The sequence below is a fragment of the Actinokineospora bangkokensis genome (assembly GCF_001940455.1).
Taxonomy (GTDB): Bacteria; Actinomycetota; Actinomycetes; order Mycobacteriales; family Pseudonocardiaceae; genus Actinokineospora; species Actinokineospora bangkokensis.
The window spans coordinates 382,940-396,956 of sequence record NZ_MKQR01000016.1 but is presented as its reverse complement, the minus strand read 5'-3'; the positions used below and the strand labels follow the sequence as shown (position 1 = coordinate 396,956).

General features: G+C 71.4%; 15 protein-coding genes and 1 pseudogene. 6 read left to right on the top strand and 10 right to left on the bottom strand.

All coding sequences use genetic code 11. The annotated features are described in order from the left end of the window. Positions 1-12: 12 nt before the first annotated feature. Positions 13-1,266: a glycosyltransferase gene (locus tag BJP25_RS36250; protein ID WP_158075664.1), complete on the bottom strand. Its 1,254-nt coding sequence runs from the start codon at positions 1,264-1,266 to the stop codon at positions 13-15. Positions 1,267-1,390: 124 nt separating this feature from the next. On the opposite strand from BJP25_RS36250, the gene BJP25_RS16325 reads away from it, so the two are divergent. Continuing rightward, positions 1,391-1,993 carry a TetR/AcrR family transcriptional regulator gene (locus BJP25_RS16325; protein WP_084794065.1) on the top strand — a complete coding sequence of 201 codons (603 nt, stop codon included), beginning with the start codon at positions 1,391-1,393 and terminating at the stop codon, positions 1,991-1,993. A 27-nt stretch (positions 1,994-2,020) separates the two neighbouring features. Here the strand turns inward: BJP25_RS16325 and BJP25_RS16320 are convergent, their stop codons facing one another. From BJP25_RS16320 to BJP25_RS16300, 5 genes are all read right to left on the bottom strand, one after another. Then, positions 2,021-2,527, bottom strand: coding sequence for a hypothetical protein (locus BJP25_RS16320; RefSeq protein ID WP_143219118.1), 507 nt, complete (start codon positions 2,525-2,527; stop codon positions 2,021-2,023). Between the two features lie 34 nt (positions 2,528-2,561). Continuing rightward, positions 2,562-3,185 carry a hypothetical protein gene (locus tag BJP25_RS16315; RefSeq protein WP_075975755.1) on the bottom strand — a complete coding sequence of 208 codons (624 nt, stop codon included), beginning with the start codon at positions 3,183-3,185 and terminating at the stop codon, positions 2,562-2,564. Between the two features lie 159 nt (positions 3,186-3,344). Beyond that, positions 3,345-3,902: a YdeI/OmpD-associated family protein gene (locus BJP25_RS16310; protein ID WP_084794064.1), complete on the bottom strand. Its 558-nt coding sequence runs from the start codon at positions 3,900-3,902 to the stop codon at positions 3,345-3,347. 92 nt (positions 3,903-3,994) lie between these two features. Further along, a complete protein-coding gene (locus BJP25_RS16305; protein WP_075975753.1) occupies positions 3,995-4,660 on the bottom strand; it encodes a GAP family protein in 666 nt (221 codons plus the stop codon). After that, a complete protein-coding gene (locus BJP25_RS16300; protein WP_075975752.1) occupies positions 4,657-4,905 on the bottom strand; it encodes a hypothetical protein in 249 nt (82 codons plus the stop codon). Before BJP25_RS16300 ends, BJP25_RS16305 begins: the two co-directional genes overlap by 4 nt. Positions 4,906-5,261: 356 nt before the next feature. Between BJP25_RS16300 and BJP25_RS16295 the strand changes: the two genes are divergently transcribed. Next, complete coding sequence (locus BJP25_RS16295; protein ID WP_143219116.1) at positions 5,262-5,792, top strand: hypothetical protein; 531 nt, start codon at positions 5,262-5,264, stop codon at positions 5,790-5,792. Positions 5,793-5,889: 97 nt separating this feature from the next. After that, entirely contained in the window at positions 5,890-6,285 is a 396-nt protein-coding gene (locus BJP25_RS16290; protein ID WP_075975750.1) for a contact-dependent growth inhibition system immunity protein, read from the top strand. 807 nt (positions 6,286-7,092) lie between these two features. Here the strand turns inward: BJP25_RS16290 and BJP25_RS16285 are convergent. The 3 genes and pseudogenes from BJP25_RS16285 to BJP25_RS16275 form a co-directional block, all read right to left on the bottom strand. Then, a complete protein-coding gene (locus BJP25_RS16285; RefSeq protein ID WP_075975749.1) occupies positions 7,093-7,455 on the bottom strand; it encodes a hypothetical protein in 363 nt (120 codons plus the stop codon). Between the two features lie 556 nt (positions 7,456-8,011). Then, a pseudogene (locus BJP25_RS36565) lies at positions 8,012-8,403 on the bottom strand (RapZ C-terminal domain-containing protein). Between the two features lie 284 nt (positions 8,404-8,687). Next, positions 8,688-9,395: a DNA methyltransferase gene (locus tag BJP25_RS16275; protein WP_143219115.1), complete on the bottom strand. Its 708-nt coding sequence runs from the start codon at positions 9,393-9,395 to the stop codon at positions 8,688-8,690. A gap of 253 nt (positions 9,396-9,648) precedes the next feature. Here BJP25_RS16275 and BJP25_RS16270 point away from each other — a divergent pair, with 253 nt between their 5' ends. Beyond that, complete coding sequence (locus BJP25_RS16270; protein WP_143219114.1) at positions 9,649-10,986, top strand: pentapeptide repeat-containing protein; 1,338 nt, start codon at positions 9,649-9,651, stop codon at positions 10,984-10,986. Positions 10,987-11,462: 476 nt separating this feature from the next. Here BJP25_RS16270 and BJP25_RS16265 read toward each other — a convergent pair whose 3' ends face one another. Further along, positions 11,463-11,837, bottom strand: a complete 375-nt coding sequence (locus BJP25_RS16265) for an STAS domain-containing protein (protein WP_084794063.1) — start codon at positions 11,835-11,837, stop codon at positions 11,463-11,465. A gap of 201 nt (positions 11,838-12,038) precedes the next feature. Here BJP25_RS16265 and BJP25_RS16260 point away from each other — a divergent pair, with 201 nt between their 5' ends. Together BJP25_RS16260 and BJP25_RS35045 are read left to right on the top strand one after the other, a co-directional pair. Continuing rightward, positions 12,039-13,340: a pentapeptide repeat-containing protein gene (locus BJP25_RS16260; protein WP_158075662.1), complete on the top strand. Its 1,302-nt coding sequence runs from the start codon at positions 12,039-12,041 to the stop codon at positions 13,338-13,340. A 225-nt stretch (positions 13,341-13,565) separates the two neighbouring features. After that, positions 13,566-13,946, top strand: coding sequence for a site-specific DNA-methyltransferase (locus tag BJP25_RS35045; RefSeq protein ID WP_198943519.1), 381 nt, complete (start codon positions 13,566-13,568; stop codon positions 13,944-13,946). Positions 13,947-14,017: the final 71 nt, after the last annotated feature.

Sequence of the window (14,017 nt, the reverse complement as noted above, 5' to 3'; positions counted from 1 at the left end):
CGGCGGCGCGGGTCACCGGTGCCTCGTCGCTCCTGCGACACCTCGGTCCAGGACCTCGACAGCCCGCGTGACGCCGTCCTCGCCGCTGATCCGTTCGCCGAGGACCGCCGCACGTGCGCGCATGCCCTCGTCTTCGAGGGTGGTCCGCAAGGCCGCCGCCAACGACCCCACGGACAGGGTCGATCGCGGGAGGGGGCTCGGACCCACGCCGAGCGCGGCGACCCTCCCGCCCCAGAACGGCTGGTCCACCCCGTGCGGGACCACGACAGCGGGCACCCCCGCGCGGGCGGCGGCCGCCGTGGTGCCCGCGCCCCCGTGGTGCACCACCGTCGCGACCCGGGGGAACAGCCACGAGTGCGGGACCTGGTCGACGACGAGCACGTCATCGCCCCCGGCGATGTCGCGCAGGCCGCCCCACCCGGTGAGCAGGACCGCCCGCACGCCGACCTGGCGGACCGCGGCGGTCACCAGCCGGGCGGTCGCCGCGGGGTCCGCGCCCACCATGCTGCCGAACCCGACGCACACCGCGGGCCCACCCCCGGCCAGGAACCGCTGGAGCCCGTCGGGCGGAGCCCAGCCGGGGTCCTCGGGCAGGAACCAGTGGCCGGTGACGTCCCACCGCGCGGGCGCCGACACCAGGTGCCTGCTGAACCCGTACAGCGAGGGCGCGTCGACCCGTGCGCGGGGCCTGCGGCGGGGGAGACCCAGGACGCGCGTGCGCACGGCGCGGGAGACGGCGCCGAACGGCAGGGTGAGCGCGGCCTCGGTGATCGCCGAGCCGACCAGGTTGCCCGCCTTGCCCGTCCAGGCGGGCATCCACGGCGTCAGCACCCCGGGCAGCTCGGAGGACACCATCCCCACCGGGTGCACGTGCGCGTGGACGAACGGCACGCCGAGCCGCTCGGCCACCTTTCGCCCCAGGACGGAGCCACCGACGCCGCCCAGCAGCACGTCGCTGCCCTCGGCGTGGCCGAGCAGCTCACGGGCCTGCACCAGCGACTGCTCGACCAGCCGCGCCCGCATCCCCCTGGGCACCACCCCGCCGGAGTAGCCCGCTTCGGCCGCGGCCCGCGCGGCCTCGTCCATCCGCCCGCTCAGCGGCCTGGCGTCCAGGCCCATCCCGGTCAACCAGTCGGTGAAGTCCTCCGGAGCCACGAGGCGCACCTCGTGCCCCGCCCGCACCAGCCCCAAGGCGAGGGCCGCGTAGGGCTGGACCCCACCACGGGTGTCCACGGCGACGACGCAGATCCGCACAGCAACCTCCATTGCAACTCCGTGTTGCAATAGTAGCCGAGACGCCGCGAGGTCCGACACCCCGCCCGGGACGGCGAGTCGCCGCACGGGCGGGCACGGGATACTCACCGATCGACGTCGAGCAGGAGGGTGCGACATGACCAGCGGCAACCCCGCCGGGTCGCAGCGGCGGGACGCGGGACGCCCCCGAGGCGCGGCCGTCGTGGCGGCGGTCCTCGCGGCCGTGCGGGCGGAACTGGCCGAGACCGGGTTCGAGGGGTTGAGCGTCGACCGCGTGGCCCGCCGCGCCGAGGTGAACAAGACCACCGTCTACCGGCGCTGGCCCACCAAGGAGGCGCTGGTGGCCGCGGCGATGGACGGCCTGCGCACCGACCTCGCCGACAGCCCCGACACCGGCGACCTGCGCGGCGACCTGCACGCGCTGGCAGCACCCCTCGCCGAGTTCCTGTCCCGCCCCGAAGGCGCCGCACTGGCGCGGGCCGCACTCCACGCCGGTTCCGCCCAAGACATGGCAGCCCTCGCCGCGGAGCGGATGTCCGAGCAGGCGTCAGGGGTCTTCGCCATCGCGGAACGAGCCCGCGAACGCGGCGAGTGGCGCGAAGGCGCCGACCCCCAGCAAGTGATCTTCACACTGGTCGGCGCGATCCTGCACCGGGTGCTCCTCGAACACGCCGACCCCACCGGCACGTGGCTGGACTCCCTGGTCGACCTCGTGCACCGCGGCGCATCAGCGCGCTGACCAGGCCACTGGCGGGCTTGTCAGCCCCTACTGACCCTCTGCGTTCACTTGGTCGAACCACGCGCGCGCATGTTCGAGCGCGGGGACCAGGACGAGGTCCAGGACCGCGCGCAGGCGAGCCGGGGTGTCGAAGGGGAACCAGGAATTCCTCAGTTGGCTGCGCAGGACGGGATTGTCCTCGTACAGGCCGCCGAGTGTCTTCTTTCCCAGCCTCTTCGTGAGCGTGTGCGCCCCTATCTGCGTCAGGAACCCCTCAAGCGGGTTGCCCAGTTCGTCGACGTGGTTGTTGTCCTGGACGTGGAGCACGAAGCCCCATCCGAGCCGCTCGTCCCACCCCCACCTGTCCAGCACGAACTTGACCTGGAGTCCGGCCGCTGTCCGGTAGTTGCCGCGACTACCGGTGAACCCGGCGTCCTGGAACGTGCTGATGTACTCACGCAGGACGGATTCCACGTCCGCGCGCTTCATGAACGACTCGTCGAACAGTTCGAGCGCGATGCCCTCGCTATCAAGATGCCGCAGCTCCACCGACACGGGCAGCACCCCATGTGACCTCTCCTCGTTCCGGTCATGCGAAGGCCTCGACCGCATCGATCCTGGCCAGGGCGCCCGGCAGCAGGTGCTCCACGTGCCCGATGGTGGCGCAGTCCGCCACCCGGGCCTTCAGTTCCTCCACTTGCGCCGACCGGCCCAGGTGGCGGGCGATCCCGGCAGCCAGCACGGCTCGCCCGAAGGCGTTCGGCGGAAACACCTGCAAGTGGTCCAGGCGGTCCTGGTCCCCGATGAGGATGCCGATCAGGTCCTCCGGCGTCACGGGCTCGTCCCAGAACTCCTGAAAGGCTTCGTCCAACGCGGACAGCGCGGCCTCGGCCACGGGCCCCGGGTCGGCACCTTCGACGAGCTCGAACCTGCGCGCCTGCTTCCAGGGAAACTGACCGTGCACCGCCAGGTTCAGCCCCCAGTCCCACTGGGTCAACGTCACCCAGGTGAGCCCCGGAACACCGAGGTTGAGCATCAGCGCGAAGTCGTAGCTGCGCCGATCGACGTACTTGCCGGGATCCACCCGGATGGTGCGGAGAAGTCCCCCCTTCTTGGTGAACAGCCGCTTCTTGGACACGGTGTACCCGCGCCCCACCAGCCAGGGCGTCACGTGATCGCGAACGACCACCGTGAACTGCTCTCTCGCGCCCACCAGTGCACCCGCTTGCCGCCGAAGGCTCATCCTGCTTCGCGCAGCATACCCAGGCTTGTCCGCACGAGCCCTTTCCACGACGCGTCTCCGCCCGCCCGGGGCTCCCCGGGCGAACGGTTCGTGCGCGGCTGGCCGAATCGGGGAAGCGGTGTACTGCGCTCAGCGGGGATCGGTTGGGGGAGTGGACTGGAGGGCGCGCACCAGCGCCTGGATGCGACGGAGGCGCGTCGCGTCGAGAGCGGCGTCCTCGATGGGTTGCAGGAGCTGTCGGCGTTGAGCGGGGCGGCGGCGGGTGAAGGTGTCGTACTGGCCTGCTGCGTTGAGGGCTGCCTCGACATCCGCGGGGACTGGAACGTGATCGGGGTCGGCCGGTCGCAACCTGCATGTCACGATGTCACCTGTCCCTGCGTCGAGCTTGCGTTGCAGTGCGGCGCCGACGTACAGGAACGGGCGCGGTGCGACGTCGGCCTTGTTGACCCCGAGGTTGACCGCCACCGCGTCCAGATGGCCTTCGACGCGCCTGGTGGCCGCCGCGGCGACGGCCTCGTGGAGCGTGTCGTCGAGGTACACGATGGTGTAGATGTTGCGGCCCCACGGGAACAGGTCGAGCAGCCCGTCGAACTCGATCCACCGGCCCACGTCGTCCGCCGCGCTGGGGTGGCGGGACGGCGGGCGTTCAGGGGGTCGGGGTTCGTGTTCGCCCATCTGCTCGTTCACCAGCTTCCGCGAGTCCGGTCATGACAGTCTCGTGTGGAACACCCGGATCCATCTGCTCGGTCGCGGGTGTGCGCTGTTGTGAGTCCGGGGTGTCACGCTAGTACGGCGATGGTGAAGACGCCGGCGGCGGCGAGGAGGTACCCGGCCGCGATGGGCACGCTGCGCGCTTGCCGCTTCTCGCCGCCGAGCCGTTGGTAGAGGGTCGCGAGGCGGCGGCGGACCTTGTCGCCGCTGGCGGCGCCTGCGATGAGCAGGAGCAGGCACGGCAGGCAGTAGACCAGCGCGTACCCGGCGATGATCGTCAGCGACCCGGTGGTGCCCAGGTCGGCGTTGACGATCCGCTCGATGGCGATGAAGTAGGGGAAGGCGTTGGGCAGGTCGGCGCCGGTCATGAGCAGGCCGAGCAGGGCGGCGCTGAGGGGGTTGACCCAGCCGGGCACGGTGACCGCCGGGCGGGTCCGCGCCCGCAGCCTGCGCAGCCCGGCGACGGCGAGCCCGATCGCCGCCACCGTGAACGCGATCCTGCGCAGCCACACCAGGCCGTCGCCGACGGCGTCGGCCGCGGCATCGGCGCCGGTGTACACCGCTGCCCCGAGCCCGAGGACGGTCAGGTAGGCGCCCGCGACGAACCCAGCGGCCGCCCTGACCGGGTGGGCCATCGGGGCCAGCAGCAACAACGCCACCCCGGCGATCGTCGCGGGGTTCAGCGCGTCGAGCAGGGCCAGACCCGCGATCCCGGCCAGCAGGGTAGCGGTCACGACCCGACCCGCTCATCTCCCGGGCGCAGACCGAGGTGGTCCAGCAGTTGTTCCACCTCGGCGGCGGTCGGGGGCGCCCCGGTCAGGGCGGCCAAGAACAGCCCGTCACCGGCCAGCCGCACCAGCCGTGCTCGAACAGGGTCGCCCAGCTCCGCGGTCAGCAGTCGCTGCCAGCGCCGCTCGGCCTCGCCCACCTCGTCCGGCAGGTCCAGCTCGCCGGTGGCGGTCAACCGCATCATCGACATGATCGTTCGACGAGGCGCAGTTCGCCAATATTTGGCACTCTTGCCGGGTTGGCGCATCAGCGGCGGGTCTCCACCCTTTTAGTTGGTCTCCTCGGCCTGGGGTCGAGCTTGAGGATGTGGCTTTGTGCCGCCCCGGGTGGGGTCAGAGATTGTCGCGGGTGAGCGGTCCGAGGTACACGACGCATCCCGGGCCGCCGTATGTGGTGAGAAAGAAGGCCTGGGGCCGCTGCTTTCCTTAGCCCATTGGAGGACGGCGATCTCTTGAAAAACGCCTCCTGCTTCCCTGGGTTTTACGCCCGAAAAGTGAGCTTCCCGTGATTCGGTAGCGAGGTAGGTCCGACTTGAGGGGAGTGCGCATGATCATGAGACGACGGTTGGCGGCTGTGGCGCTGGCGGCGGCCGCGGCGGGGCTGGCGGGCCCGTACGCCTCGGCGAGCCCGGAGGTGTCCGGGGCGTCGACGGTGCGGGTCGAGCGGTTCGCGAGTTCCACGCTGGTGAGGGTGTCCGACTTGGCTCGCCTCGGCCACGTGGGCGCCGCCGCGACGCTGTACTGCGCGGTCCGGGACAACACCTTCGGGTGCCAGCAAGGCACCCCCGGCGACGGCCTGGTGGTCGCCCGCCTGTACTACGGCGCGGGTGCCACCGGTTCGCAGGTCGTGGTCTTCAACCCGGCCTACCAGGTGGGCTGCTCTGGCGGCACCGCCGACAACGAGGGCGGGGCGAACCTCGGGGCGGCCGTCAACCAGATCAGCTCGGTGCGGACCTACAACTCCTGCGACGTCAAGCTCTTCGATGGCGACAACCTCACCGGCGAGGCCAGCGCCTGGCTCGACAACGCCAACGTGGGCGCCTTGAACGACCGCGCGAACTCCTTCCGGATCTCCTGACCCGGGCTTGTCGGTGCGGGGAGCGTTCCCCGCACCGACAGGTTTCTGCGGGCGCCTCTGAGACCGCGTTTGAGATCTGAGCTGGGAGGATCGGTCGGTGACTCGATTCGGTGACCGTGACCGCTCTCTTGAGGAGCTTGAGCGCGACTGCTGGCCGGCCCCGTTGGGCGTCGAAACCCGGCTGATGGCGACCGCGCGCGAGCTTCGGCGCAAGCCGCTCGGTGGCCTGACGGTCGAAGACATGCGGCTGCTGATCGGGCAAGACGTGGGCCTTGCCCATCTCCTGCCCTTGGCGGTGGAGGTCCTCCGGAGCGACCCGCTGGCGAAAGGCGACATGTACGAGGGCGATCTGCTGTCCGCCGTGCTCACCAGGAGCGCGGAGGTCTGGGGCGAGTCTCCCGAGCTCAGGCGTGAGGTCCGCCTGATCGTCTCGGAGTTGGCCGAGGTGCCGCCCGCCCTGAAGCGCCAGGTCGAGGGGTTCTTGGCTCTGTAGTTCGCCATCGCCGAGTCGGGTGGCGGCGGCTTCGCACCATCGCTGGCTGGCCTCGATGCCCACGGCGCGGAACCCCGGCGGCGCGGGCGGCGGCCAGGGTCACGGTGCCGCCGAGCAGCCCGCCGAGGACAGGGCCGAGGTAGGTCGCGGACCCCGCGCGGCGGCGTTGAGCTGGGTCGGGGGCATCTGCGCGGGGTCGGCCCGCGGGTCGTCCAGCTCGCGCTGGAGAGCGTCGAGCTGGTCGACGGCGCTGGCGGGGGTGGGGCGGCGGTGTCGACCACGATGTCGTCGGGGGACGGGTCGGGGTGCAGGGCCAAGTGGTCGACGAGGATGTCGTGGGCGACGACGCCGTGCTCGAGGTGCGTGGTGAGGTGCCCGTCGAGTGCGCAGGTGCCCCGGCTCGTGCGGCAGCAGTTCCGTAGGTGGGTGGTGAGCTCGTGAGGCCTCGGAGCTGGTCGGGGTTGACCGTCGTCGGGTCCTGTGTGCCTCGGCCGCGGTGGCGCGGCTGTTGCAGCGGTCGCCCTGTCACGCCTGGTGTCGCGGCGGAGTGGGGGACAGGACAAGGGAGCTGCGGGTGGTCGTCGACGACTTCGGCCCGCGTCGTGGTCGTCGACGACCTCGATGCGGACCCGGTGGTAGATGGTGTCGACCAGCAGCGCGCACCAGACCGCGGCGGACTGGTCGTCGAGGTCGTCGACGTCGAGGACCAGGCCAAGGCCGGGGCGGTGACCGCAAGCAGGTCGAGGGTTTGGGGAACGCGGCGCCCGGACCAGCACGTGGCGCAGCGCGGCTGGCGTGAGCCGGGGGCTACTCGAAGGGCGGCTCGTGGGTGCCTGGGCGCGTGACGGTGCCGTCCGCGTGCGAGGCCCAGCGGAGGCCGTATTCGATACCGCGGTTCCGCGCGCCGCTGTTGGTGTGCGTGGGGATGCCGCACGCCTCGGCGAACTCGTACACGTCGAGGTTGGGGTCGGCGTGTCTGAGGACTTGGGCGACGACCCACATGACGTTGGTCTGCACCCCGCGGGTCTCGTCGGGCGTCAGGACCTGGTTGCCGCGGTTGGTGTCGGTGGCCCGGTCGTGTCCTGCCCTGTCGAAGCGGAAGGGGGCGTCGGACCAGTCGTGGTGTTTGATCTCGGCGGCGAACTCGCGGGCCAGGCGGCTCAGAGCCATGCAGGCCTCCTCGGTGCGGTGGGTTTGTGACGCCAGCCACAACGCGGTAGGGCACCCGGATACTCCACCTTCTGAGGTGATCACTCGTCCGGGTGGCGCTGGCTTAGGTGGTTCGGCAGGCCGGTGCTCGTCGCCGGCCCCGAGTGGGGCAGGGCCGTTCGCCGGGTTCCGGCGGCGCGGGCGGCGTAGGCGCAGAACCCGGGCCCGACGGGGGCGTCTTTGTGGGGGTGGGCTTCGGCGGCCAGGTGGTGTTCGGGGCGGGCTTGGTGGTGGTTCGCTACCCCTGGTTGTGGGTGAGGGATGAGCTGCCAGACCCAGAGCCCGCGTGTTGCCTCTCAGTGATTGATTAGCCAATTCCGCTCGGCTACTCGAGTACGAGTGTAGCAATGTGCCCCCTGTGCAAAGGGGGTACATCGGTTCTGGAACCCCATTGGCCTGCGCAATGGGTCCGAGTGACCCCCTCGAACACATTCAAAACCCACGTACACCAGGGGTGTTGTTCCCTCGGGGTATCAGATCCCGTCCGGCGGCAGCCCCTGTAATCGGAACCCCGCGGTCACGGCGTTGACGAGCCGTCACCCAGGGACACGACGGGCTTGCCCAGGTCGCGGTGCTCGACGGCCACGTCGAGCCCCAGCCGCCGCACCGAGGCCGCCAGCAGGTTGGCCAGCACCACCGACCGGTGCCTGCCCCCGCGCAGCCCACGGCGACGGTCAATCGCGGGTCCAGGCACCCGGCGAGCTGGCGCACCATCGTCGTCGCGGTGGCCAACAGCGCGGCCGCGCCGGGGGTGGCGATCACGCGGTCGCGCACAGCCAAGTCCCGCCCGGTCAGCTGCCGCATCGCCGGGTCATGGTGGGGGTCACGCAGCAGGGCCCGGACGTCCAGGACGATGTCGGCCCGCGGCGCGGGGGCGTGGAGAAATCCGAAGCTGAGGAAGCTGATCACGCCACCGAGCCTGGCCCGGGCACAGCCTCCCTAACAGGGGTTTCGTGTCCCCCAGGTGCAGTCGACACGCGAAACGTGGGCAGCGCCACGGCGTCCCCGGGCCCTGCTCACCACCGCGGGTACCGGCATGGGGCCAGCGGCGCCCCTGGTTCTGGCACCGCCGCCCGCGCGCCGAGCGGCCAGGACGGGGCCGACCGGCGAGACCGGCCAGGGCCCGGTCCTGTCGCCCGCCGGTCGAGCCGGGGGTCCGCCTGTCGTACCGCCCCGTCGCACCACCACAGCGGTCACCCGGCGTCGGCGGCGTCGAGGCGGGTGGCGATCACCTCGCACCACCGCTCGCTGGCCTCGATGCCCACCGCGCCGTACCCGGCGGCGCGGGCGGCGGCCAGGGTGGTGCCGGACCCGGCGAACGGGTCCAGGATCACCCCGCCCGGTGGGGGCTCGGTGATGTCGAGGATGTGCCGCATCAGGGTCTCCGGCTTCTGCGCGGGGTGCCCGTGCGGCTTGCGGCTCGACGCCTGGATGCGCCACACGTCGCCTGCGCCACGATCGCGCACCCGGAACCCGGGCCGGGGCAGGAGCAGGCACATCTCGTAGCGGGAGCGCAGCCCGCGGTTGCTGCCGGGGCCGATCCACAGCTTGTCCCACACCGCCGCGGCGGTGACCGGGAGCCCGGCCTCGGCCGCGGCGTAGAGCACCACCGGCAGGGTGCGCCAGGACGCGCACGTCCACAGCGCCCCGGCGTCGTCGATCGCGGCGGCGGCCAGCCGGTACCAGGCGGAGTAGAACCGTGCTGCGTTGAGAAGGTCGACGTGTCCGATCCGCCGCTGGCTGCTCGACGTCCCGGTCACGTAGGGCGGGTCGGTTACCACCGCGGCCATCGCCCCGGTTGCGAACAGGGGCAGGATGTCGACGGCGTCGCCGTGGTAGAGCACGACGTGCTCGGTCTCGTAGTACGGGGTCAGCCCCGCCGCCTTGTACGCCTGGTCCATCGCGCGCTCCCTGCGGTCGACCACGCCGCCGTCCCGGCCGTCGAGGTGCGGCCGGATGGGCCGGTCACCGGGACCGGGGGAGGAGCCTCAACGTCCATCATGCCGGCTAACGATCTTGAACGCCGCTGTCTCGTCCGGCTGGAGGTGTCGATGTTCGGGCCTGGTTGCCGGTGGCAGTACCGGTATCCGGCGGTACTAATCGTTCCGCAGCGAAGCTGCCCCGCTTCGGGGCGGGACCGGCGATCATGGTGCGATGCCTGACTCGACACCCGAGGCCGCCCGCCGATCCCGCAACACCGTGGTGAGACAACCCGGGGTGCTGTCCATCCGCGCGATCGTCCTCGGCGCCGTCGTCCTGATCGTTCTGGCCGTCGGCGCGGTGACCTGGCTGCTACTCGGGTTCACCGGCGGCGACACCGCCGCCAACAGCGTCCAGCTCGACGCGATCCGCACCGCCGGAACCCTCGTGGTCGGCGGCGGCGGAGCCGCCGCCCTCCTGCTCGCCGCGCTGCGACAACGCACCGCCGGACAAGACCTGGCGGAGAAAGCACGCGCCACCACGATCACCGAGCACGACGCGACCGAACGCAGGGTCACCGAGCTCTACACCAAAGCCGCCGAGCAGTTGGGCAACACCAACGCCCCGGTCCGCCTGGCTGGCCTCTACGCCCTCGAACGCCTCGCCCAAAACCACACCGACCAACGACAGACCATCGTCAACGTCCTGTGCGCCTACCTGCGCATGCCCTACACCCTGCCCGGCGAACCACCCCCCGACGACGCCGACAACGACCTCACCGCACGCCACCGCGAACGCGTCCAAGAACGCGAAGTCCGCCTCACCGCACAACGCATCCTCACCCACCACCTCCGCCCCGGCGACGACCCCGACACCCCGGCGACGACCTTCTGGGCCGACATCGACCTCGACCTCACCGGCGCCACCCTCATCGACCTCGACTTTGACCACACCGTCATGCGCCACACCCAGTTTAGCGACGCGCGGTTCAGCGGCAACGCCTTGTTTCAGGTGACGCGGTTCAGCGGCGACGCCCAGTTCGGTGGGGCGGAGTTCAGCGGCAACGCCTGGTTCGGCGGGGCGCGGTTCGGCGGCAACGCTGCCTTCATCAATGCGCGGGTCGGCGGCGACGCCCAGTTCGGTGGGGCACGGTTCAGGGGCAACGCCCAGTTCGACGGGGTGCGGTGCGGCGGCGGCGCCGGATTCGAATGGGCGTTGTTCAGCAACGACGCCTGCTTCGTCGGGTCGCAGGTTGGCGGTGGCGGCGCCTTTCAGCACGCCCAGTTCGGGGGCGACGCCCGGTTCGGCGGGGCACGGTTCGGCGGCGACACCCAGTTCTTTTGGGTGCAGGTCGATGGCGACGCCCAGTTTGACGAGGCGGAGTTCGGCGGCGAGGCCCAGTTCAACATGACGCGGTTCAGGGGCGACGCCCAGCTCCACGGGGCGCGGTTCAGGGGCGGCGCCCAGTTCGACGGGACGAGGTTCGCCTGCGGCGTGCCAGCGATAGTCCAGTCGTACCGCGACAGCGCTCGCCCTCCCGACGCACCCGCCGATCCCGGGTCCGCCAACTAACTCCAGGCGGAACGGTTTACCGCCCAGTAGCACGTCAGCGGGCAGTACCGGCGGCAGCGTGACGCGGCGCCGGTCCCCGGTCGTGCTCGGCGGGCGGACCGGGGACCGGGGTGCTCACTTGGCGGTGGCGTCGTCCAAGGCGCCGCAGATGAGGGCGACCTTGGACCAGCGGGGCCCGTCGTCGGTGCGCTCGGCGGGCTTGGGCATGCGGCCGCCGCGCTGGGCGTCAACGAACGCTGCGACGCCGAGGGCCAGACCCAGGTGGCGCAGGGTGCTCCAGCGCGCGACCGCGCGGCGGCAGCCCGTCGGGCCTCCAACGCCGCCTGGACCAGGACGGGCGGATCGGTGGGGACCAGGGCGTAGGCCTTGCCGACAGGGACCAGGTCGTCGAGCTTGACCGCCTTCTACGCCAGCCACCGGAGCACGTCGTCGTGCTCGCGCAGCGGGGAGAACCCGCGCGGGGGGTGGTGCCGTGGTCAGGCCGTGTCGGTCGACAGCGTGACCACGGCCTGCGTGAGGGTGGGCACCAGCCCCACGGCCGCGGTGAACCCGCCCCGGTTCAGCTCCCCCGCCGCAGGCGCGTCGAGGGGGGCGATCACGCCGAATCCCACCCCGATCTCGCCCAGGGCTTCCCGTACGCGCAGCAGCATGGCGATCCCCGCGGTCCCCAGCCTGGTGACCTCACCGAGGTCGATCAGCACGAAGTCGCGATCGGCCTCCACCACCTCGGCCACAGCGTCGTCGATCTCCTCGCTCACCGCCTCGTACGCGACGTCGAGGACGCCGTCGATCCGCACCAGCACACCGCGCCCGTCTGCCACCAGGACGTTGAAACGGTGACGGCGGCCCATCTGCGCTCCAGGTGGTGTGGGTGGTGGGCGTGACGTTACCGGCGTGGCCGGGGCCTGCCGGTGAAGTGCAGAACCCGGCCGCGCGGGGATGATCAGCGGGTGACGAACTCACCACTGCCTCCCCCTGAGCAGGCGCCCCCCGTGATGTCCCCGCTGTCGACCCGCACGGTCGCCGTGGTGGTGGCCGCAGGTGCAGTGTTGGTGGCCGGGCTGCTGGTGGGGATGTGGCTGCTGGTCGACCCGGGCACACCGGACGCGGGGACGCAGCTGGAGCTGGTCCGGATCGGGCTCACGGTGCTGCTGGGCTCCGGCGGCCTGTTCGGGCTGTGGCTGGCCTGGCGGAGACAACGCTCGACCGAGATCGCCCTGGTGCAGAAGCAGCGGGACCAAGCCGACGTCGCCCGCGCCTACGACCTGCAACGCGAAGACTCCCTGGCCAAGCGCATCACCGAGCTCTACACCAAGGCCGCCGAGCAACTCGGCTCCGACAAGGCCCCGGTCCGCCTTGCCGGCCTCTACGCCCTCGAACGCCTCGCCCAGGACCACCCCGAACAGCGGCAAACCGTCGTGAACGTCCTGTGCGCCTACCTGCGCATGCCCTACACCCTGCCCGGCGAACCACCCCCCGACGACGCCGACAACGACCTCACCGCACGCCACCGCGAACGCGTCCAAGAACGCGAAGTCCGCCTCACCGCACAACGCATCCTCACCCACCACCTCCGCCCCGGCGACGACCCCGACACCCCGGCGACGACCTTCTGGGCCGACATCGACCTCGACCTCACCGGCGCCACCCTCATCGACCTCGACCTCGCTAGCACCACGATCCGCACCGCCCGGTTCAGGGGAACACAGTTCCACGACCTTGCCCGGTTCACCGGGGCGCAGTTCCACGACCTCGCCTGGTTTGACGGGGCGCAGTTCCACGACGCCGCCTCGTTCGACAGGGCGCAGTTCCACGATGTCGCCCGGTTTGACGGGGCGCATTTCGACGCCGCCGCCTCGTTCGACGGGGCGCAGTTCCACGACAACGCCCGGTTCGGCGAGGCGCATTTCGACGCCGCCGCCTCGTTCGACGGGGCGCAGTTCCACGACGCCGCCCGGTTCGACAGGGCGCGGTTCCATAACGCCGCCCGATTCGACGAGGCGCAGTTTCGCGGCTCCGCCCAGTTCGACAGGGCACAGTTTCGCGGCGCCGCCCGGTTCGACGAGGCGCAGTTCAGTAACGCCGCCTGGTTCAACGGGGCGCAGTTCAGTGACGCCGCCTGGTTCAACGGGGCGCAGTTCAGAACCGCCGCCCGGTTCACCGGGGCGCAGTTCGGCAACGCTGCCTGGTTCGACGGGGCGCAGTTCGGCAACGCTGCCTGGTTCGACGGGGCGCAGTTTCGCGGCGCCGCCCGGTTCGACGGGGCGCAGTTCCACGGCGCCGCCCGGTTCGACAGGGCGCAGTTCAACGGCGGAATTCCGGAGGAGGTCAAGCCCTACCTGCAATCGCCGTGACAGCACCGTCAGGTCCCCTGTGCCCACATCTGACAGGGCCGGTGGGGGCGAGTCCCTCGGGGGACGCGTCACGGGGTTCTACTCAGGCTGCCGGTGTGCGCTGGCGCGCATGCTGGAGGTGGTCGCACATCTCCCGCACCCGCAGGGTGCGTGACGACCCCGGGCCGCCACGGTGGCGGCCCGGACGGTGTGGTCGACAGCAAGGGGACTCCCGTGTGCGACTACATGACCGTCAGCGATGAGGACAGTTGGACCCTGTGGAGCGGCGACGCCTTGGACCTGCTGCGCCGGGTGCCCGAGGGGTCGGTGTCGGCGGTGATCACTGATCCCCCCTACAGCTCCGGGGGTACCCACTCCACCACCCGTAAGGCGCCGCCGCGGCTGAAGTACCACGCCACCGACGCCCCTGGGCCCGACACCCGGGTCGACTACACCGGCGACAACCGCGACCAGCGCTCGTGGGCGCACTGGTGCGCGCTGTGGCTGGGGCAGGCGCTGCGGGCCACCGAGCCCGGCGGGGTGCTGGCCATGACCTGCGACTGGCGGCAGTTGCCCGCCGCCACCGACGCCCTGCAAGCGGGTGGGTGGGTGTGGCGGGGGTGGTGAGCTGGGTCAAGCCGGTCTCTCGGCCGCAGCCGGGGAGGTTTTCCGCGGCGACCGAATACGTGCTGTGGGGC

Coding starts and splice junctions, on each gene's coding strand:
- BJP25_RS16300 (WP_075975752.1), bottom strand. CDS start 4,905: ATGTCGATGATGCGGTTGACCGCCACCGGCGAGCTGGACCTGCCGGAC.
- BJP25_RS16275 (WP_143219115.1), bottom strand. CDS start 9,395: ATGGACCAGGCGTACAAGGCGGCGGGGCTGACCCCGTACTACGAGACC.
- BJP25_RS16325 (WP_084794065.1), top strand. CDS start 1,391: ATGACCAGCGGCAACCCCGCCGGGTCGCAGCGGCGGGACGCGGGACGC.
- BJP25_RS35045 (WP_198943519.1), top strand. CDS start 13,566: ATGACCGTCAGCGATGAGGACAGTTGGACCCTGTGGAGCGGCGACGCC.
- BJP25_RS36250 (WP_158075664.1), bottom strand. CDS start 1,266: ATGGAGGTTGCTGTGCGGATCTGCGTCGTCGCCGTGGACACCCGTGGT.
- BJP25_RS16270 (WP_143219114.1), top strand. CDS start 9,649: ATGCCTGACTCGACACCCGAGGCCGCCCGCCGATCCCGCAACACCGTG.
- BJP25_RS16285 (WP_075975749.1), bottom strand. CDS start 7,455: ATGGCTCTGAGCCGCCTGGCCCGCGAGTTCGCCGCCGAGATCAAACAC.
- BJP25_RS16265 (WP_084794063.1), bottom strand. CDS start 11,837: ATGGGCCGCCGTCACCGTTTCAACGTCCTGGTGGCAGACGGGCGCGGT.
- BJP25_RS16295 (WP_143219116.1), top strand. CDS start 5,262: ATGATCATGAGACGACGGTTGGCGGCTGTGGCGCTGGCGGCGGCCGCG.